This window comes from Saccharothrix xinjiangensis (assembly GCF_039527585.1).
GTDB lineage: Bacteria > Actinomycetota > Actinomycetes > Mycobacteriales > Pseudonocardiaceae > Actinosynnema > Actinosynnema xinjiangensis.
Genome location: NZ_BAAAKE010000033.1, coordinates 25,219 through 44,800 on the forward strand (window position 1 = coordinate 25,219; position 19,582 = coordinate 44,800).

The 19,582-nt window shown below is 74.4% G+C and carries 16 protein-coding genes; 10 read left to right on the forward strand and 6 right to left on the reverse strand.

The features are described 5' to 3' along the window. Positions 1-13: 13 nt before the first annotated feature. The 3 genes from ABD223_RS38290 to ABD223_RS38300 are packed head-to-tail and all read left to right on the forward strand — an operon-like array spanning position 14 to position 2,276. Positions 14-679, forward strand: a complete 666-nt coding sequence (locus ABD223_RS38290; RefSeq protein ID WP_344042259.1) for a maleylpyruvate isomerase family mycothiol-dependent enzyme — start codon at positions 14-16, stop codon at positions 677-679. Positions 680-711: 32 nt separating this feature from the next. After that, positions 712-1,647, forward strand: coding sequence for a DUF3500 domain-containing protein (locus tag ABD223_RS38295; RefSeq protein WP_344042261.1), 936 nt, complete (start codon positions 712-714; stop codon positions 1,645-1,647). Then, positions 1,644-2,276, forward strand: a complete 633-nt coding sequence (locus ABD223_RS38300) for an endonuclease V (protein ID WP_344042263.1) — start codon at positions 1,644-1,646, stop codon at positions 2,274-2,276. The genes ABD223_RS38295 and ABD223_RS38300 overlap by 4 nt, the downstream gene beginning before the upstream one ends. On the opposite strand, the gene ABD223_RS38305 is transcribed toward ABD223_RS38300, so the two are convergent. Continuing rightward, entirely contained in the window at positions 2,264-3,490 is a 1,227-nt protein-coding gene (locus ABD223_RS38305) for a family 4 glycosyl hydrolase (RefSeq protein ID WP_344042265.1), read from the reverse strand. The genes ABD223_RS38300 and ABD223_RS38305 overlap by 13 nt on opposite strands. A 248-nt stretch (positions 3,491-3,738) precedes the next feature. Here ABD223_RS38305 and ABD223_RS38310 point away from each other — a divergent pair, with 248 nt between their 5' ends. The 3 genes from ABD223_RS38310 (at position 3,739) to ABD223_RS38320 (ending at position 7,579) form a co-directional block, all read left to right on the forward strand. Further along, positions 3,739-5,583 (forward strand): Xaa-Pro dipeptidyl-peptidase, encoded by a 1,845-nt coding sequence (locus ABD223_RS38310; RefSeq protein ID WP_344042267.1) that lies wholly within the window; start codon positions 3,739-3,741, stop codon positions 5,581-5,583. Between the two features lie 93 nt (positions 5,584-5,676). Next, positions 5,677-6,447, forward strand: a complete 771-nt coding sequence (locus ABD223_RS38315) for a peptidoglycan DD-metalloendopeptidase family protein (RefSeq protein WP_344042269.1) — start codon at positions 5,677-5,679, stop codon at positions 6,445-6,447. Between the two features lie 115 nt (positions 6,448-6,562). Continuing rightward, positions 6,563-7,579 carry a DUF4192 domain-containing protein gene (locus tag ABD223_RS38320; RefSeq protein WP_344042271.1) on the forward strand — a complete coding sequence of 339 codons (1,017 nt, stop codon included), beginning with the start codon at positions 6,563-6,565 and terminating at the stop codon, positions 7,577-7,579. Positions 7,580-7,806: 227 nt separating this feature from the next. Here the strand turns inward: ABD223_RS38320 and ABD223_RS38325 are convergent, their stop codons facing one another. From ABD223_RS38325 to ABD223_RS38340, 4 genes are read right to left on the reverse strand one after another with little or no spacing between them, the layout of a single operon-like run. Continuing rightward, positions 7,807-9,852 (reverse strand): S9 family peptidase, encoded by a 2,046-nt coding sequence (locus tag ABD223_RS38325; RefSeq protein WP_344042273.1) that lies wholly within the window; start codon positions 9,850-9,852, stop codon positions 7,807-7,809. Then, positions 9,852-10,814: a UDP-glucose 4-epimerase GalE gene (galE, locus tag ABD223_RS38330; protein ID WP_344042275.1), complete on the reverse strand. Its 963-nt coding sequence runs from the start codon at positions 10,812-10,814 to the stop codon at positions 9,852-9,854. Before galE ends, ABD223_RS38325 begins: the two co-directional genes overlap by 1 nt. Positions 10,815-10,833: 19 nt before the next feature. Continuing rightward, positions 10,834-12,003 (reverse strand): galactokinase, encoded by a 1,170-nt coding sequence (gene galK, locus ABD223_RS38335; protein ID WP_344042277.1) that lies wholly within the window; start codon positions 12,001-12,003, stop codon positions 10,834-10,836. Continuing rightward, a complete protein-coding gene (locus tag ABD223_RS38340) occupies positions 12,000-12,692 on the reverse strand; it encodes an iron-dependent transcriptional repressor DtxR (protein ID WP_344042279.1) in 693 nt (230 codons plus the stop codon). The genes galK and ABD223_RS38340 overlap by 4 nt, the downstream gene beginning before the upstream one ends. 62 nt (positions 12,693-12,754) lie before the next feature. Here ABD223_RS38340 and ABD223_RS38345 point away from each other — a divergent pair, with 62 nt between their 5' ends. Next, positions 12,755-13,594, forward strand: coding sequence for a sulfurtransferase (locus tag ABD223_RS38345; protein ID WP_344042281.1), 840 nt, complete (start codon positions 12,755-12,757; stop codon positions 13,592-13,594). A 293-nt stretch (positions 13,595-13,887) separates the two neighbouring features. Here the strand turns inward: ABD223_RS38345 and ABD223_RS38350 are convergent, their stop codons facing one another. After that, positions 13,888-14,508, reverse strand: coding sequence for a DUF3558 domain-containing protein (locus ABD223_RS38350; RefSeq protein ID WP_344042283.1), 621 nt, complete (start codon positions 14,506-14,508; stop codon positions 13,888-13,890). A gap of 173 nt (positions 14,509-14,681) precedes the next feature. Here ABD223_RS38350 and ABD223_RS38355 point away from each other — a divergent pair, with 173 nt between their 5' ends. The 3 genes from ABD223_RS38355 to ABD223_RS38365 all read left to right on the forward strand — a co-directional run bounded on the left by ABD223_RS38355 (position 14,682) and on the right by ABD223_RS38365 (position 19,543). Further along, positions 14,682-15,857 (forward strand): acetoin utilization protein AcuC, encoded by a 1,176-nt coding sequence (locus ABD223_RS38355; protein ID WP_344042285.1) that lies wholly within the window; start codon positions 14,682-14,684, stop codon positions 15,855-15,857. 6 nt (positions 15,858-15,863) lie between these two features. Next, positions 15,864-18,533 (forward strand): bifunctional acetate--CoA ligase family protein/GNAT family N-acetyltransferase, encoded by a 2,670-nt coding sequence (locus tag ABD223_RS38360; RefSeq protein WP_344042287.1) that lies wholly within the window; start codon positions 15,864-15,866, stop codon positions 18,531-18,533. A 176-nt stretch (positions 18,534-18,709) separates the two neighbouring features. Further along, the gene (locus ABD223_RS38365; protein ID WP_344042289.1) at positions 18,710-19,543 is read left to right on the forward strand and encodes a glutamate ABC transporter substrate-binding protein; all 834 of its coding nucleotides are present in this window, start codon (positions 18,710-18,712) and stop codon (positions 19,541-19,543) included. Positions 19,544-19,582: the final 39 nt, after the last annotated feature.

Below are 19,582 nucleotides of genomic sequence, written 5' to 3' on the forward strand. Positions count from 1 at the left end.
ATTAGGGGGAGTCGTGACGATCCAGGAGACCGCGCTCGCGGCCCACGCCAGGCTGGCCGTGCTCGTCGAGGGCCTGACCGACGCGCAGGTCGCGGAGCCGTCGGCGCTGCCGGGGTGGACGCGCGGCCACGTGCTGGCGCACATCGCGGGCGTCACGGCCGGCATGGCCCGGCAGGCCGAGCACGAGGGCTCGAAGGTCGAGGTCTACCCCGGCGGGCAGGCCGCCCGCGACGCCGCCATCGAGGAGGGCGCGGGCCGTTCGGCCGAGGAGCACCGGGCCGCGATCGCCGCGTCCGTCGACCGGTTGGCCGGGGCGTGGGCGGGCGTGCGCGACTGGGACGCCCCCGTCTGGTACCGCGACGGCGTCCTCGCCGACACCGTCCACGCGGTGTGGCGGGAGGTCGAGATCCACGCCCGCGACCTGGCCCTGGGACCCGTCGAGTGGTCGCCGGAGTTCTGCGACCACACCATCGGCTTCCTCGCCGCGCGCGTGCCCGGCGGCGTGCGGCTCGTGCTGACCGGCGGCGGTCGCGAGTGGGTGCTCGGCGAGGGCGAGGAGTTCCGGCTCGCCGGGTCGCCCGCCGACCTCACCGCGTGGCTGGCCGGCCGCGAGCCGGAGGGCGAGGTCGTCGGGGTCGGGCCCGAGCTGGGGCCGTGGCCCTCGGCGGCGGCCAGGTGACCCGCCGCCCCACCGGGGGATAGGTTCGGGTGGTGCTGCACGAGATCGCCGAGGCCACCCGGGACTTCCTGGGGACGCTGGACGAGGGGCTCCGGGCCGCGGCCGTGCGCCCCGCCACCGACGACGACCTGCGCAGGCGGTGGGCGTACACGCCCGGCTCGCGGCCGGGCGTGCGCTACGGCGACCTGGACCGCGGGCAGCGCAAGGCCGTGCACCGCCTGCTGGCGAGCGTGCTCAGCCCGCACGCCTACGCGCAGGTCACCGCGGTGATGGCGCTGGAGGACGTGCTCGACGACCGCGAGGGCGGCCACCGCGACCGCCACCAGGGCGACTACTGGGCCGTCCTGCTCGGCGAGCCGGGCGACGAGCCCTACGGGTGGCGGGTGGAGGGGCACCACCTGTCGGTGAGCGTGGTGGTGGCCGAGGGCCGCGTCTCGGCCACCCCGTTCTTCCTCGGCGCGAACCCGGCCCGCACCTCCTACCGAGGCCGCACGGTGTCCCAGCCGCTGCGGTTGGAGGAGGAGTTGGCCCGCGAGCTGCTGGACCGCATGGGCCGCACGGCGCGCGGGCTGGCCGTGGTCGCGGACACCCCGCCGCCCGACCTGAGGACCGGCAACTCGCCCCGCGTCGGCGACGTGGAGCCCGCGGGCGTGGCCGTCGGGCAGCTCGACCGGGGCTCGCGCGAGCTGCTGGTCGGGCTGGTGCGCTACTACCTCGACCGGCTGACCGGCGACCTCGCGGACGAGGAGTTCGACGCCCTGGACCTCGACCGGCTGCACTTCGCGTGGGAGGGCTCGGCCAGGCGCGGCGAGGGCCACTACTACCGCGTCCAGGGGCCGGAGCTGCTGATCGAGTACGACAACACGGCCAACGACGCCAACCACGCCCACTCGGTGTGGCGGCGCAGGTCGGGCGACTTCGGCGAGGACCTGCTCGCCGCGCACCGGGCGGCGGTGGGGCACGGGTGACGCCCGAGGAGGCGGTCGCCGAGCAGGAGCGGCTGCGGCCGCTGGTGGTGCCGCGCGCCGACCCCGGCCTGGTGGTGCGGCGCGTGGCGGGGCTGGACGTGTCGTACGCCGACGACGACCGGCTCGTCGCGGCGGTCGTGGTGCTGGACGCGGCCACGCTGGAGACCGTGGACGAGGTCGTGGTGGCCGGCCGGGCCGACTTCCCGTACGTGCCGGGGCTGTTCGCGTTCCGCGAGCTGCCGTCGCTGATGACCGCCCTGGGGGAGCTGGCCGCGCCGCCGGACCTGCTGGTGTGCGACGGGCAGGGCCTGGCGCACCCGCGGCGGTTCGGCCTGGCCTGCCACGTCGGCGTGCTGACCGACCTGCCCAGCGTCGGCGTGGCCAAGACGCCGATGGGCCGGTTCACGCCGCCCGGCTCGGCGCGCGGCGAGCACAGCGACCTGGTGGACGGCGGCGAGGTGGTCGGGCGGGCGCTGCGCACCCGCGAGGGCGTGAAACCGGTGTTCGTGTCGGTGGGGCACCGGGTCGACCTCGACCGGGCGTGCGCCGAGGTGCTGCGGCTGTGCGTGACCAGGCTGCCGGAGACGACGCGGCGCGCGGACTCGCTGGGCCGGGCTCACCTGAGGTGAGCCAGCTCCGGGTGCCGCCGCGCGTAGGTGTCGAGCAGGCTCCGGGCGGTGGCCACCGAGTCGACCAGCGGGTGCAGCGCGAACGCCTTCAGCGCGGCGGTCCGGGTGCCCTCCGCGACCAGCCGGTCCACCGCCTTGACCGACGTGACCAGGCCCGCCGCGTGGTCGGGCAGCGGGCTCACCGGCAGCGGCCGGGCCCCGGTCGCGCCCACCTCGCACGGCACCTCCACCACGGCCTCGTCGTCCAGCGCGGCCAGCGTGCCGCGGTTGGGCACGTTGAGGATGAGCGTGGCCGCCTCGTCGTCGGCGATGGCGCCCATCAGGGCCATGGCGACGTGCTCGTAGCCGCCGCCCTCCAGGGAGTCGCGCTCGCCCTCGCGGTCGTGCGCCATGTAGGTGGCCTCGCGCTCCAGCCGGGTCGTCTCCCAGTCCACCGCGCCGTCGTAGAAGCGCTGCTGCTGGGCGAGCAGGAACGCGCCCCGGTCCGCGCCCAGCGCCTCCCGCGTCGAGTAGTAGTAGTGGAGGTACTCGTTCGGGATGGCCCCGAGCGCGCGCAGCCACTCGGCGCCGAACAGGCGGCCCTCCTCGAACGAGGTCAGGGCCGCGTCGTCGGCCAGCAGGTCGGGCAGCAGGTCCCGCCCGCCCGCGCGCACGCCCTGGAGCCAGCCCAGGTGGTTGAGGCCCGCGTAGTCGAACTCCGCGTCCTCCAGGCGCAGCGCGCGGGCCGCCCGGCGGCACAGGCCCAGAGGCGAGTCGCAGATGCCGATGACCCGTTCGCCCAGGTGGCGCGCCATCACCTCGGTGATCAGGCCGGCCGGGTTGGTGAAGTTGACGACCCACGCGCCGGGCGCGACCTCGGCGACGCGGCGCGCGATCCGCTCGGCCACCGGCGCGGTGCGCAGGCCGTAGGCGATGCCGCCCGCGCCGACCGTCTCCTGGCCCAGCACGCCGTGCCGGTGGGCCACCTCCTCGTCGATCGCCCGGCCCGCCAGGCCGCCGACCCGGATCGCGGAGAACACGAAGTCGGCGCCGCGCAGGGCCTCGTCCAGGTCGGTCGTCGCGGTGACGCGCGGGCCGCCGCGCAGGACGTCGCGGATCGCCGCCAGGCGGCGGGCGTCCACGTCGTGCAGGACGAGTTCGGTGACGCGGTCGTCGAGCGCCCGGTGCACGAGGGGCACGCGGAACCCGCCGCCGCCCAGGATGACCAGCCTCATGCCGCCCATCCTGCCCGGAGGTCGGCCCCCGGGCGCGCCGGCGGCCCGCCCGGCCCGGCCCGAGCGCCGCTCGCGCCCCGGCCGGCCGGGGCGCCCGAGGCTCACCCGACCGGGGGCTGCACAGGTCTCCGACCCTGGTCAAGGGGTCGATCGTCGGGTCTTGGAATGTCTACAGTGGACTTGACAGGGTGGTGCGGCAGGGGGAGGGTCTGCCCGAAACCTGTCCTACACATGATGGGGGTTCGCTCGTGAAGGGTGCACGGAGGGCCGCCGTGCTCGCGGCTCTGGTCACGCTGCCGCTGGGGCTCGCGCCCGCGGTGGCCGGCGCGGCCGCCGAGGGCCCGGTGTTCGAGAACGGCGAGGCGCAACCCGTCTTCGACGCCAAGGACGTCGTGCGCGAGAGCGCGTGGGTGCGGGCGCCGGTCGACAGCGACCGCGACGGCCGCGACGACGAGGTCTACACCGAGGTGGTCCGCCAGTCCGCCACCGACCGCGGGCTGAAGGTGCCCGTGGTGTTCTTCAACAGCCCGTACTTCTCCGGCGGCAACGACGTGGCCAACCACGACGTCGACGTCGAGCTGCACGTGCCCGACGGGCGCGGCGGCCACCACCGGCGCGACGGGTCGCTGCTCCGGGCCGAGGCCGACGAGCGGATCCGGGCGGCCGTCGGGCCCAACGCCGGTCCGATCACCTCGGGCCGCTACGAGGCGTACTTCGTCTCGCGCGGCTTCGCCGTGGTCTACGCGGAGTCGCTGGGCACCGGCAAGTCCACCGGCTGCCCCACCTCCGGCGGTCGCAACGAGACCACCGGCTCGAAGTCCGTGGTCGACTGGCTCAACGGCCGCGCCACCGCGCGCGACGCGGCGGGCGCCGAGGTCGAGGCCGACTGGACCACCGGCAAGGTCGCCATGATGGGCGTGTCCTACAACGGCACCCTGCCCAACGCGGTGGCCGCCACCGGCGTGGAGGGCCTGGAGGCCATCGTGCCGATCGCGGCCATCTCCAGCTGGTACGACTACTACCGGGCGGACGGCGCGGTCGTGGCGCCCGGCACGTTCCAGGGCGAGGACACCGACGTGCTGGCCGAGTACGTCCACACGCGTGCCGACCGGGAGGTCTGCAAGCCGGTGATCGCCGAGCTGACGGCCCGCCAGGACCGCGTGACCGGCGACTACAACGCGTTCTGGGACGAGCGGAACTACGTCAAGGACGCCCACCGGGTGCGGGCCGCGGTGCTGGCCGTGCACGGGCTGAGCGACTGGAACGTCAAGCTCAAGCACGTCGCGCAGTGGTACGAGGCGCTCAAGCAGCACGGCGTGGAGCACAAGATCTGGCTGCACCAGGCCGCGCACACCGACCCCGACACGCTGCGGTCGGCCGAGTGGCGGCGCACGCTCAACCGGTGGTTCAGCCACTACCTGTACGGCGTGGACAACGGGGTCGAGGCCGAGCCGAAGGCCACCGTCCAGCGCGAGGACCGCACGTGGGTGGACGAGGCCGAGTGGCCCGCGCCGGGCACGGCCAAGGCGCGCGTGCACCCGTGGGCGGGCGGTTCGGCGAAGGGCGGGCTGCGGACCTCCGCGGTGCCGGGCCAACCGGTGGTCGAGTCCCTGCGCGACGACTCGTCGAAGCTCGCGGAGGACCTGGTCGACCTGCCCAGCTCGGGCAACCGCCTGTCCTACGCGACCCGGCCCACGTCGGCCGACCTGCGGTTCTCCGGCACGGCGCGGGTGCGGCTGGCGATCTCGTTCGACCAGCCGGCGGCCAACGTGACGGCGCTGCTGGTGGACCGGGCGCCGGACGGCGCGTCGCACGTGATCACGCGCGGCTGGACCGACCCGCAGAACCGGACCTCGCCCGACCGCACCAGGCCGGTCGAGCCCGGTGAGCGGTACCGGCTCGACGTCGAGCTGGAGCCCACCGACTACGTGGTCGAGGCCGGCCACGCGGTGGAGTTCGTGCTGATCTCCAGCGACCACGACTACACGCTGCGGCCCAAGCCGGGCGCCGGGCTGTCGATCGACCTGACGTCCACCGTGGTCGAGCTGCCCGTGGTCGGCGGGACGAAGGCGTTGCGCCGTTCGGTTGGTTAGGAAGTAATTCACGAACTGAAAACCTGGTAAGTCTTCCACTTCGCCGGCCGGGCGTGATCCCATTCCCGCACCCAGTCGACAAGGAGGTGGCAGATGAGCCGAGCCAGGCGCGCGGTCGTCACGGCCCTGGTAGCGCCGCTCGTCGGCCTCGCCCTCACGCAGGGCGAGGCCGCGGCGGCGCCGAACTTCCAGCTTCCGTTCCCGTGCGGCCAGGTGTGGGAGGGGCAGACGCGCACCAACCACAGCCCGGCCAACTCGGTGGACTTCAACCGCGCGAACGACGACGGCGACCCCGTCGTCGCGTCCGCCGCGGGCACCGTGACCAGGGTCGCGAACGAGGGCAGCACCAGCTACGGGCGGTGGGTCGAGGTCGACCACGGCGGCGGCTGGCGCACCCGGTACGCGCACCTGTCCGCGCAGTCGGTCTCGGTGGGGCAGTCGGTGCGCATCGGGCAGCGGCTCGGCAACGTCGGCACGACCGGCGGGTCGTCAGGGCCCCACCTGCACTACGAGCAGCGGCTCAACGGCGCCGACCAGAAGATCAAGTTCAACGGGGCGCAGATCTACTACTGGGGCACCCGCAGCTACACCAGCCGGAACTCCTGCGGCACCAGCGGCACGACGGGCACCGTCGGCACCGACAGCGGCGCCTCGGTGACCATCCGCTCGGGCCCCGGCACCCAGTACTCGTCGGCCGGCTCGGTGGCCAACGGCGCGACGGTGACGATCCGCTGCCAGACGCGCGGCCAGACCGTCACCGGCAAGTACGGCACCACCGACCTGTGGGACAACATCGGGTCCGGTTACATCTCCGACGCGTACGTGTACACAGGTTCGGACGGCCAAGTGGCGCCCAACTGCTGAGTTCTCCCAGGTCGACGGCCGCTCCCGGGAACACCGGGAGCGGCCTTTTCCGAGTTGTCCACAGCCCGGCGCCTCGTCCTGGCGCCCGCCGCGGCCCTCCGCCACAGTCGGCTCCATGACGAAGCTCCTGCTCCCGCCCCGGCTCCACGACCCGGGCGACCTGATCGCCGCCGTGCCCCACCTGCTGGGCTTCCACCCGGCCGACTCCGTGGTGCTGCTCGTGGTCGAGCACCACACCGTGGCCATGACCCTGCGCGCCGACCTCCCGCCACCCGACCACCCGGCCGGCCCGGTCGAGCGGCTGCTGACACCCGCGGCCCGCCACCGCGGCGCCACCACCGTGGCCGTCGTGGTCGGCGGCGGCTCGGGCGACCCGCCCGAGGACCTGCCGCACGACGCGCTGGTCGACGAGCTGGACGACGCCCTGCTGGCCCTCGACCTGCCCCTGGTGCTGGCCGTCTGGGTCCGGGCCACCGCCAGGGGCGAACCGTGGTTCGACTACCACGACGCGGGCACCACCGGCGCCACCCCGGACCCGGCGAGCACACCCCTGGCCGCCGCCACCGCCGCCCGCGGCCACGTCACCCACCCCAGCCGCGAGGCGATGGCCGAGGTGCTGGAACCCGACCCGCCGGGAGCGCTGTCCCGCCGAGCCGCCCTGCTCAACCGCCGGGTGACCGACCCGGAGGAGGTGGCGCCGGCCCGCCACCACGACCTGATCAGGTCGGAGGTGCTCAGGGCCACCGCCCGCAAGCGCCCGCTGACCGACGAGGAGGTGGCCGACCTGGCCCACGCCCTGTCCGACCCCCTGGTGCGCGACGCGTCGCTCGGCTACTGCGTGGGCGACCACGCCGCCGACGCCGAGGTGCTGTGGACGGAGCTGACCAGGGCGTCACCCACCCCCGAACGAGCCGAACCGGCCACCCTGCTGGCGTTCTCGGCGTACCTGCGGGGGATGGGCAGCCTGGCGTCCCTGGCCCTGGAACGGGCCGCGGAGGCCAACCCGGGCCACCGCCTCAGCGAGCTGCTGAGGGAAGCCCTGGACACGGGCCTGCCCCCGGAGCAACTCCGCCTGCTGGCCGAGCAGGCCGCCCGGTCCGCCTGGGTCCGGCCACCGGGGGAGGGCAGTTGATCACTTTCGCGGGTGGGCGCAGCTGACCGGGGTTCGGGAAGGAGCGGCTCGGCCGGGCTCCTTCCCCGCCGCTCGCACTCCTCGCCGCCGCACCGGACGGCGCGAGGAGCACGGGTGACCGGGAAACGCCGGGGTCCGGGCCCTGAACAGGACCCGGACCCCGGCGGGCTCGGTGCTCCACCGCCCTCGGCGAGCCCCGGCCGGCCCCAACCGACCTCGGTGAGCGATCAGATCAGCTCCGGTCGCCGCCAGGGTTCGCCGAGGACGTGCTCGGCCAGGAAGGCGAACACGGTCTCGTACCAGACCTTCGCGTTGCCCGGCGTCAGGATCCAGTGGTTCTCGCTCGGGAAGTACAGGAACTTCGCCGGCACGCCGTGGCGCAGGAGGTCGAAGTACAGGCGCTGCCCCTCGCCGATCGGGACCCGGTAGTCCTTGTCGCCGTGGATCACGAGCATCGGCGTCCTGATGTCGGCCACCCGCAGGTGCGGTGAGTTCGCCGCCACCCGCTCCTGCTGGAGCAGCGGGTCGCCCATCTCGCGGATCCAGTAGTACGAGTCGTCCGTGGTGCCGGTGAACGCGTCCAGGTGCCACAGCGACGCGTGGGTCACGATCGCCTTGAACCGGTCGGTGCGGGTGGCGATCCAGTTCGACATGTACCCGCCGAACGACCCGCCCATGGCGGCCGTGCGCGAGTCGTCGATGTCGTCGCGCTGCTCCGCGACGTCGGTGATGGCCATCAGGTCGGTGTACGGCTTGCCGCCCCACGAGGCCCAGCCGGCGCGCACGAAGTCGTGCCCGTAACCGGTGGACAGCGCCGGGTCGGGCAGCAGCACCGCGTACCCCCGCGCGGCCATGAGCCACGGGTTCCAGCGCCAGCTCCACCCGCTCCAGCTCATCACCGGACCGCCGTGCACCCACAGCAGCAGCGGCGCGGGCCGCTCCGCCGACGCGCCGGTCGGCAGCACCAGCCACGCCCGCACGGTGCGCCCGTCCTCGACCACCACGTCGATCTCGGTCAGCGTCCCCGGCAGCGACTCGACCGCGCCGGGCGCGGGCAGCGGCGCCGCGTCCTGGTCGACCCCGGCGGCCGACAGGCGCACCGGCTGCGGCGGGTGGTCCCACGCGCTGCGCAGCGCGTACACGGTCGAGCCGTCCGGGCTGACCCGGACGTCGGTGTACGAGCCGCTCGCGGTCAGCTTCACCACCTCGCCCGACACCAGGTCGAGCTTCCACACCGGCTGGTGACCCCGGTGGCTGCTGGTGAAGTACACCGCCGAGCCGTCCGGGCCGACCACCGGGTGCTCGGCCTCCTCGGGGAAGTCCGGCGCCAGGTCGGTGACCTCGCCGTCGAGCGAGATCCGCACCAGGGTGTTGCGCCACGGGTTGTCCGGCGTCGAGTCGAGCGCCCGCACCGCGACCACGCCCGACGAGTCCGGCAGGAACGCGGGCTGGAGGAACGAGTGGCCCTCGCGGTCGGCCAGCACGCGGTCGGCGGACCCGTCCGCTGCGGCGAGCCGCAGCCGCACCCGCGCCCCGTACGCCGCGCTCACCTCGACGCTCTCGGTGCGCACCACCCACCGCCCGTCCGGGCTGATGGCGGGCGAGTCGTCCAGGCGCGCGGTCGCGCCCGGCGTCAGGTCGACCAGGTCCGCCGCGCCCAGGCGCGGCGAGTCCGCGTCGACCGGGCCGGTGGTGGCCAGCACGCGCGGGTAGCTCGGGCCCAGGTCGGCGTCCCAGTACCGGATCGGGTAGGACTCGTGCAGGATCGCGGTCACGCCGGCGTCCTCGCGGGCCTTGCGCGCCTCCTCGTCCCGCTCGCCGAACTCCGCCGTCGAGTGGGCGCCCGACACGAGCAGCACCGTGCCCGCGTCCCGCGCCACCGCGAAGCCCGCCACGCCACCGGCGGGCCGGAACAGCTCGCGCGCCTCACCGGTCGGCGGCAGCAGCCACAGCGCGGCCTGGTCCTTCGGCTTGTCCTTGCCGGGCCCGGCCTCCGCGTCGGGCCGCGCCGAGACGAACAGCAGCCCGCCGTCCGGCGTGAACGCGGGCGAGCCCTCCGCCTTCGCGCCGCGCGTCAACCGCCGCGCCGGGCGCCCGCCCGCCGGGTCGACCTCCCACAGGGCGGTCTGCCACGCCTTGCCGTCCGGTGACAGCCCGGCCACCGCGGTCACCAGCCGCGTGCCGTCCGGCGACAGCGCCAGCGACGTGATGCGGGGCATCTCGGTGAACGCGGTCAGGTCCCCGAACCCGGCCTCGGTGATCTCGCCGGTCATCACGCCCCCCGCAGCGACCGGGTGAACTCCCAGGCGTCGCGCACGATCCCGACCATGTCGGTCCGCTCGGGCTTCCACCCCAGCTCGGTGCGGGCCTTCTCGCTGGAGGCCACGAGCACCGCCGGGTCGCCGGCGCGGCGCGGCGCCACGACCGCCGGGATCGGGTGGCCGGTGACCTCGCGGCAGGCGTCGACGACCTGCTTGACGGAGAAGCCGAAACCGTTGCCCAGGTTGTAGATCCGGTGCTCGCCCGGGGTCGCGTGCTCCAGGGCCAGCAGGTGCGCGTCGGCCAGGTCGGAGACGTGGATGTAGTCGCGCACGCAGGTGCCGTCCTCGGTCGGCCAGTCCTCGCCGTAGACCTGGATCTGCTCGCGCTGCCCGAGCGCGACCTGGAGCACCAGGGGGATCAGGTGGGTCTCCACTCCGTGCCGCTCGCCGAAGCGGCCGTGGGCGCCCGCCACGTTGAAGTAGCGCAGCGACACCGCGGCGATGCCGTGCGAGCCGGCATAGCCGGTGATGGCGTGGTCGATGGCGAGCTTGGTCGCGCCGTAGGTGTTGGTCGGCCGCGTCGGCGCGGTCTCCGGGATCGGCACCTGGTCCGGCTCGCCGTAGGTCGCCGCCGTGGAGGAGAACACCAGGCGCGGGGTGCCGTGCTCGCGCATGGCGTCCAGCAGCCGCAGGGAGGTGACCACGTTGCCGTGCCAGTACTTGGCCGGGTCCTGCATGGACTCGCCGACCAGGGACTTGGCGGCGAAGTGGAGCACGCCGTCGAAGCCCTCCGCGAGCAGCCCGCCGATCGCCTCGTCGATGCCCGCCTCGACCAGCCGGGCACCCTCGGGAACCGCGTCCGCGTGCCCGGTCGAGAGGTCGTCCAGCACGACCACCTCGTGCCCGGACTCCACCAGCCTGGCCGCGCAGACACTGCCCACGTAGCCGGCACCGCCCGTGACGAGCAGCTTCACCTTCAGTTCCCCGCTTTCGTCAGTTTTCTGGTTCATCCCGGCCGGCGCCCGCCGAGGGCACCGCCGTGAACGTCCGCGGCGCCTGCCAGCCGCGCTCGGCGAACGCGTCCACGACCCGCCGCACCACCCGGTCGTGCTCGGCCACCGGCGCCAGCGCGATCGCGGACCCGCCGAAACCGCCGCCGACCATCCGGGCGCCCAGCGCGCCCGCGGACCGCGCGGCGTCCACCGCCACGTCCAACTCCGGCGCGGACACCCGGTAGTCGTCGCGCAACGACGCGTGCGAGGCGTCCAGCAGCGGACCCAGCTCGGCCAGCTTGTCGGCGCGCAGCAGGTCCACGGCCGTGAGCACGCGCGCGTTCTCCGTCACCACGTGCCGCACCAGCGGGCGCAACCGCTCGGGCAGCCGGTCCAGCGCCGCGTCCAGCCCGTCCTCCTCGACGTCGCGCAGCGCGGGCACGCCCAGCAGGCCGGCCGCCTCCTCGCACCCGGCCCGGCGCGCGCCGTAGCCGCCGTCGGTGTGCGAGTGGCTCGCCCGCGTGTCCACGACCAGCACTTCCAGGTCGTGCGCGGCGGCGTCGAACGGCACCTGCTCGGACTCGAAGGACCGCACGTCCAGGAACAGCACGTGCGCCTCGGTGCAGCACAGCGACGCGGTCTGGTCCAGCAACCCGGTGGGCGCGCCCACGAAGTCGTTCTCCGCCCGCTGCACCCACCGCGCGACCCGCGGCAGGTCGTCGACCGGCCGGTCGGCCAGGCCCAGCAGCGCCAGCGCCACCGCGCACTCCAGCGCGTGCGACGAGGACAGGCCCGCGCCCGCCGGCACGTCGCCGGCGATCACCAGGTCCGCCCCGCCCGTCACGCCCTGGTCGCGCAGCACCCACGCCACCCCGGCCGGGTACGCGGCCCACCCGGTCACCTCGCCGGGCTCCAGGTCCGCGACCGCGACCGGCGCGGCGTGCCGCACACCACCGTCGTCACCCAGCGTCGCCACGCGGAGCAGGCCGTCGTCCCGCGGCGAGGCGGCCACGGCGGTCCGGTGCGGCAGCGCGAACGGCAGCACGAAACCGTCGTTGTAGTCGGTGTGCTCCCCGATCAGGTTCACCCGACCGGGCGCGGACCACACGCCGGCGGGCGCGGCGCCGTGCAGCCGCGTGAACGCCGTGGTCGCGCGCCGCGCAGGCCTCACCGCGCCTGCACCAGCACGGCGTGCGCGACCGCCGGGTCGAGTTCCGCCGTGGTGCCGTTGCCGCGCACCTGGACGACCTTGGCCCCGGACAGCGGGTCGATCTCCACCGTGCCGCCCGGCACCACGCCGGCGGCCTTCAGGTCCGCCATCAGGTCCGGGTCGAGCTGCACGTGCTCGGCGATCCGGCGCACCTCGACGCGACCGCCGCCGCGCCGCGCGACCTCGTCCAGGCGCAGCAGGTCCGCCTCCGCGGGCGGCGCGGGCTCGCCGTCGCCCAGCTTGTCCAGACCGGGGATGGGGTTGCCGTAGGGCGAGGTGGTGGGGTTGCCGAGGAGCTTCACGAGCTTGCGCTCGACCGCCTCGCTCATCACGTGCTCCCAGCGGCACGCCTCGCTGTGGACGTGCTCCCACTCCAGGCCGATGATGTCGACCAGCAGCCGCTCGGCGAGCCGGTGCTTGCGCATGACCGCGATGGCCAGGTTGCGGCCCTGCTCGGTCAGCTCCAGGTGGCGGTCGTCGGCGACGACGACCAGGCCGTCGCGCTCCATGCGGCCGACCGTCTGGCTCACCGTCGGGCCGCTCTGGTTCAGCCGCTCCGCGATGCGGGCGCGCAGAGGGACCACTCCCTCTTCTTCGAGCTCGTAAATAGTGCGGAGGTACATCTCCGTGGTGTCGATGAGGTCGTTCACACCCGCTCCCCTTACGTATGGCGTCAATGCTAGTCGGCCGACTGCGGGTGCAGGATGGTGCCGTGCATCCACTGATCAGCACCGACGACCTGGCCTCAGCCCTGGACGGCGCGCAACCCCCGGTCGTGCTCGACGTCCGCTGGCGGCTGGGCGGACCTCCGGGACACCAAGACTACGAGGTCGGGCACCTCCCCGGTGCCGTCTACGTCGACCTGGACGCGGAACTCGCCTCACCGCCCGGTGACGGGGGCCGCCACCCGCTGCCCGACCCCGCCGTCCTCCAGGCCGCGCTCCGGGCCGCGGGCGTCCGCGAATCTCACCCGGTAGTGGCCTACGACGCGGCCGACGGGTCGATCGCCGCCCGCGCGTGGTGGCTGCTGCGCTGGGCAGGTCACCCGGAGGTGGCAGTGCTGGACGGCGGCTTCGCGGCCTGGACCGCCGAGGGCCGCCCGGTGACCACCGACGTGCCCGCCCCGGAACCCGGCGACATCACCGTCCGCCCCGGCTCCATGCCGACCATCACCGCCGACGAGGCCGCGACCTTCCCCGGCGCCCTGCTCGACGCGCGGGCCCCCGAGCGCTACCGCGGCGAGACCGAACCGGTGGACCCGCGCGCCGGCCACATCCCCGGCGCCCTGAACGCGCCGACCGCCGGCCACACCGCGAACGGCCGCTGGCTGCCCGCCACCGCCCTGGCGGAGCGCTTCACCGCCCTCGGCGTCACCCCCGACCGCCCGGTGGCCGCCTACTGCGGCTCGGGCGTGACGGCCAGCTCGGTGGTCCTGGCCCTGGAGGTGGCCGGCCTCACCTCGCCCACCACCCCGGCCCCCCTCTACCCGGGCTCCTGGTCCCAGTGGTCGAGCGACCCCACCCGCCCAACCGCCACCGGCCCAACCCCCTAGCACCCGCGCGAGTCGTACCCCCAGAACGCGCGAGTCGTACGCCCAGAACGCGCGAGTCGAACGTTCAGGTCCACCGTGTCGAACGCTCAGGACCCCCGAGTTCAACGTTCAGGACGCGCGGTCCAGGGCTCGACGCGCGCAACTCCGACGCCCGGGCGAATCGAGCACCCCGACACCAGCCCGAGCACGCCCCACCGACATCCCGGTGGGGCGTGCGGGTGCGCGAACGGTGAACTCACCGGTCCTGGGCGTACGACACGACGGACCTGGGCGTACGACTCGCGACCTTCGCGTTATGCGTTGGGGATCTTCTCGAAGGCCTTCGTGGCCAGGTTCAGCGCCATCGGGCACGGGTCGGCGCCGTCGAGGGAGGACACGCTCGCCATGAACGCCGGCGTGATCACGTCCGGGTCGTCGGTCAGCATGATCATCACCGTGCAGTCGCCGCTGCCGTCCTTGACCTCGTACGCGGTGTTGCCGCCGACCTCGATCGGGCGCGCCTCGCCCTCGTGCTCGGCCAGCGTCAGCATGAACAGCACCACCGTGAACGGGTCCTCCGTGCTCTGCACGCACCCCGGCTCGCCGCCCTTCGCCGCACCCACCGCGGCGGCCACCTCCTGCGGCGAGAGGACCGAGCAGTCGTCGTAACCCTCGGTCTTCTTCTCGGTGGTGATCTTGACGTCGCCGTCCGGCGCCTGCCGCCCCGTGGTCTCGGGCTTCCGCGTCGAGCTCGGCTCCGAGGTCCGCGTGGACGACGGCTTCCTGGACGTGCTCTCCTCCGACCCGGACTCCGACCGCGCACCGCCCGCGGCGGCGAGCGGCTTGCCCGTGACCGTCGTCGCGCACGCGGAGAGGCCGAAGGTGAGCGCCAGGGCCAGCGCAGCGGTCAGGGCGGGGACTCGTCGCAGGTGCATGTCGTTCTGACCTCGTTCCGGCGTGCGCGGTTCCACCGTGGTGGCCGCGGTCGTGAGCTCGCCTCGTGCCGGCGGACCCGGGGCAGACTCTAGGTGCCGCCGACGCACCCCCACGCCCGGGGCGACCAACCTGTGACCGCACCACCGGGCCCCGCGTGGGTTAGGTTGCCGACATGGGCAAGGCAGCCGCTGTCGTCTGGGACGAGTCCTTCCTCGGCTACGACCTGGGCGGGGACCACCCGCTCAACCCCGTCCGGCTGGACCTGACCGTCCGGCTCGCCTCGGCGCTGGGCGTGCTGGACGGCGTCGACCTGATCTCGCCCGACCCGGCCCCGGACCGCGAGATCGAACGCGTCCACGAGCCCTCCTACCTCAACGCCGTGCGCGCCGCGCCGATGGCCGGCTGGGACGTCGGCCACGGCCTCGGCACCCCGGACAACCCCGTGTTCACCCGGATGCACGAGGCGTCGTCGCTGGTCGTGGGCGGTTCGCTGGCCGCGGCGCGCAGGATCGCGAGCGGCGAGGCCGACCGGGCCGTCAACATCGCCGGCGGCCTGCACCACGCCATGCGCGACCACGCCGCCGGCTTCTGCGTCTACAACGACTGCGCCGTGGCGATCTCGTGGCTGCTCGACAACGGCTTCGACCGCATCGCCTACGTCGACACCGACGTGCACCACGGTGACGGCGTGCAGGCCGCCTTCTACGACGACCCGCGCGTGCTCACCGTCTCCCTGCACCAGAGCCCGCTGACCCTGTGGCCGGGCACCGGCCGCCCGGCCGAGCTGGGCGGCCGGGGCGCGGAGGGCACCAGCGTGAACCTCGCCCTGCCCGCCGGCTCCCACGACCGCACGTGGCTGCGCGCCTTCCACGCCACCGTGCCCGCCCTCCTGCGCGCCTTCCGCCCGCAACTGCTGGTCACCCAGTGCGGCGTCGACACCCACCGCGAGGACCCGCTGGCCGACCTGTCGCTCACCGTGGACGGCCACCGCGCCATCTACCGCCGCCTGCGCGACCTGGCCGACGAGGTCGCCGGCGGCAAGTGGCTCGCCCTCGGCGGCGGCGGGTACGAGCTGCTGCGCGTGGTGCCCCGCAGCTGGACGCACCTGCTGGCCACCGTCCTGGACCGCGACCTCGACCCGAACGCGCCGCTGCCCGCCGACTGGATCTCCCACGCCGCCGCGCTCGCACCGGACCGGCCCCTGCCGACGAGCATGACCGACGAAGCCGACACCGACTTCCAGCCGTGGGGCGGTGAGCTGGACACCCCCGCCGACCTGGCGGTCAGGGACACCCGGCGCGCGCTGTTCCCGCTGCACGGCCTGGACCCCGACGACCCGAGGGACTGATCACCGGTGGACCCGTTCGACTACCCGAGACACTGGGAGGCCGACGTCGTGCTCAGCGACGGCGGCACGGTCCACCTGCGCCCGATCACCCCCGACGACGCCGAACGCCTGCTCGCCTTCCACGGCCGGCTGTCCGAGCGCACCCGCTACTTCCGCTACTTCGGCCCCTACCCGCGCATGCCCAAGCGCGACCTCGACCGCTTCAGCACCGTCGACCACAGCGACCGCGTCGCCCTCGCCGCGCTCCTCGGCGACGACATCGTCGCGGTCGGCCGCTACGACCGGCTCGGCGGCGGCGGTTCCGCCGAGGTCGCCTTCGTGGTCGAGGACCCCCACCAGGGCCGCGGCCTCGGCTCGATCCTGCTGGAGCACCTGGCCGCCGCCGCCCGCGAGCGTGGCCTCAGCCGCTTCACCGCCGAGGTGCTCGCCGAGAACGGCCAGATGGTGCGCGTCTTCCGCGACGCCGGCTACAGCGTCAGCCGCGCCTTCGACGAGGGCGCGCTGCACCTGGAGTTCGACATCGACCCCACCGACCAGTCCGTCGAGGTCGCCCGCGCCCGCGAGCAGGCCGCCGAGGCGCGCAGCGTGCACAACCTGCTGCACCCGCGCTCCATCGCGGTCATCGGCGCCTCCACCGACGACACCAAGATCGGCCACGCGGTGCTGACCAACCTGCTCACCGCGAACTTCGCCGGCCCCGTCTACCCGGTCAACGCCGAGCACCGCTCCGTGCGCGGCGTCCGCGCCTACCCCTCCGTGCTCGACATCCCCGACGACGTCGACCTGGCCGTGGTCGCCGTGCCCGCGCCGCGCGTGGACGAGGTCATGGACGCCTGCCTCGCCAAGGGCGTGAAAGCGCTGGTCGTCGTCACCTCCGGGTTCCGCGAGACCGGTCCCGGCGGCCTGAGCGCGGAACGCAGGCTCGTCGCCGAGGCCCGCGCCCACGGCATGCGCGTGGTCGGCCCCAACGCCCTCGGCGTGATCAACACCGACGCGGGGGTGCGCCTCAACGCCACCCTCGCGCCCTCGCTCCCCGTCCGCGGCCGCACCGGCTTCTTCTGCCAGTCCGGCGCGCTCGGCACCGCCATCCTCGCCACCGCCGCCCAGCGCGGCCTCGGCCTGTCCACGTTCGTCTCCGCGGGCAACCGGGCCGACGTCTCCGGCAACGACCTGCTCCAGTACTGGGAGACCGACCCGGCCACCGACGTGGTCCTGCTGTACCTGGAGTCGTTCGGCAACCCGCGCAAGTTCGCCCGCCTCGCCCGCAGGCTCGGCCGCACCAAGCCGATCGTCGCGGTGAAGTCCGGGCGGCACGCGGTCACGCCCGCGCTCGCCGCCACCTCCGTGCCCGTCGACGAGGCCAGCGTGCAGGCCCTGTTCGAGCAGGCGGGCGTCATCCGCGTCGAGTCGCTGGCCCAGCTGTTCGACACCGCCCTGCTGCTGGCCCACCAGCCCCTGCCCGCCGGGCCGCGCGTGGCCGTCGTCGGCAACTCGACCGCGATCGGGCTGCTGGCCGCCGACACCGCCCTCGCCCAGGGCCTGGAGCTGGCGGGCGGCCCCGTCGACGTGGGCGCGCAGGCCGGGCCCGAGGCGTTCGCCGCCGCCGTCGAGGAGGCCTTGGCGGACCCCGGCGCCGACGCGCTGGTCGTCGTGTTCGTGCCGCCGCTGACCGTGCCCGGCACGGCGTTCGCCCGCGCCCTGCGCGAGGTCGTCGAACGCGGCGGGCGCACCAAGCCCATCGCCTCCACCTTCCTCGCCGTGGAGGGCGTGCCGGACGAGCTGGCCGTCCCCGGGCCCGGCGGCGCGCCCGGACGCGGCTCCGTGCCGTCCTACCCGAGCCCGGAGCGCGCCGTGCTCGCCCTGGCCAGGGCGACCCGCTACGCGCGCTGGCGCGCCGCGCCGCAGGGCGCCTTCACCCGGCCCGACGGCATCGACGCCGACACCGCCCAGCGGCTGGTGGCGGAGCTGCGGCTGGACGAGACCGGCGAGCGGCGCCTCGACGACGACACCGCCGTGCGGCTGCTGGCCTGCTACGGGGTGGACGTCGTGCCGTTCCGCGTGGTGTCCTCCGCCGACGACGCCGCCCGCGCCGCCGCCGAACTCGGCTACCCGGTGGCGTTGAAGTCCACCGACGACCGGCTGCGCCACCGCACCGACCTCGTCGGCGTGCGCCTCGACCTGGCCGGCGACGAGGCCGTGCGCAGCGCTCACGCGATGCTCGCCGAGGTCTCCGACCGGCCCGACGTGTACGTGCAGCGCATGGCGCCCAAGGGCATCTCCTGCGTGCTCGGCCTCCAGGACGACCCCTCGTTCGGCACCCTCCTGTCCTTCGGGCTGTCCGGGCTGGTCAGCGACCTGCTCGGCGATCGCGCGTACCGGGCCGTCCCGCTCACCGACGCCGACGCGGCCGCGCTCGTCCGCGCGCCGAAGGCCGCCCCGCTGCTCGCCGGCTACCGCGGCGACGAACCGGCCGACCTGGTCGCCCTCCAGGAACTCGTGCTGCGGCTCGCCGCGCTCGCCGAGGACTTCCCCGAGGTCCGGGAGGTCGCCCTGGAACCGGTGCTCGCCAGCGCGGCCGGCGCGTACGTCAGCAGCGCGCGCGTCACCCTCGGCCCGCCGCCGTCCCTGCACGACACCGGCCCGCGGCGCCTGCGTTCGCCCGGTCCGTCCCTGTGAGCCCGTTCCCCTGAACGGGACCCGCCGGAACGGTCCCCACCCGCGCCGTCACGATTCCGCACCCCGCCGTGACCCTTGAACGATCATGAATTCCCATTTTCGCCGCGCCTATGGACGGACCCCCTTTCGCCGCTTAGGTTCCGCACATCCGAGGAAGGCACCCGAAAAGGGGAAGAATGGCTCTGGCACACCTGCGCGCCCTCGCGGTCGCGTGTTCCGCCGCGCTTGTCCTCGCATCGTGCTCCTCAGGCGACGCCACGACCGTCGCCGGGAAGGCGGACAGCGCCGGCCGGCTCACCATCGCCGTGGCGTACGACCAGCCGGGGCTCGGCGTGCGCCGGCTCGACGGCACGCACCGCGGCTTCGACGTGGACGTGGCCCGCTACGTGGCCGGGGAGCTGGGGGTCGAGGAGAACGGCATCACGTTCGTCGAGGCGATCCCCGCCGACCGCGAGAGCCTGCTCACCGGCGGCGCCGCCGACCTCGTCGTGTCGAGCTACTCCATCACCGACAAGCGCGAGGAGGTCATCGACTTCGTCGGCCCCTACTTCGTCGCGGGGCAGGACCTGCTGGTCCGGCTCACCGACGAGCGCATCACCGGCCCCGAGTCGCTCGACTCGGGCAACCTCAAGCTGTGCTCGGTCACCAACACCACCTCGGCGCAGCACGTGAAGGACCGGTTCGCGCAGTCCGTGCAGCTGGTGGAGTACGCCAACTTCAGTGATTGCGTCACCGCGCTGCTGGCCGAGCAGGTGGACGCGTTGACGACCGACGACGTGATCCTCGCCGGCTACGCCGCGCAGAACCCCGAGCTGCTCAGGGTGGTCAACAAGCCCTTCAGCAAGGAGGAATACGGGATCGGGATGCGCAAGGGCGACTCCGACAGCAAGGCGAAGATCACGGCGGCCGTTCAGAAGATGATCGATTCCGGCGAGTGGCGCAAATCCCTGGAGGCCAACGTGGGGGAATCCGGTTACGCCATTCCCGAACCACCCGCCCTCGTCCCGTGAGCGGAACCCACCCCGTCAGCGGTCTGACCGGCGCGGACG

Coding starts and splice junctions, on each gene's coding strand:
- ABD223_RS38305 (WP_344042265.1), bottom strand. CDS start 3,490: ATGAGGCTGGTCATCCTGGGCGGCGGCGGGTTCCGCGTGCCCCTCGTG.
- ABD223_RS38315 (WP_344042269.1), top strand. CDS start 5,677: ATGAGCCGAGCCAGGCGCGCGGTCGTCACGGCCCTGGTAGCGCCGCTC.
- ABD223_RS38355 (WP_344042285.1), top strand. CDS start 14,682: ATGGGCAAGGCAGCCGCTGTCGTCTGGGACGAGTCCTTCCTCGGCTAC.
- ABD223_RS38365 (WP_344042289.1), top strand. CDS start 18,710: ATGGCTCTGGCACACCTGCGCGCCCTCGCGGTCGCGTGTTCCGCCGCG.
- ABD223_RS38350 (WP_344042283.1), bottom strand. CDS start 14,508: ATGCACCTGCGACGAGTCCCCGCCCTGACCGCTGCGCTGGCCCTGGCG.
- ABD223_RS38320 (WP_344042271.1), top strand. CDS start 6,563: ATGACGAAGCTCCTGCTCCCGCCCCGGCTCCACGACCCGGGCGACCTG.
- ABD223_RS38325 (WP_344042273.1), bottom strand. CDS start 9,852: ATGACCGGCGAGATCACCGAGGCCGGGTTCGGGGACCTGACCGCGTTC.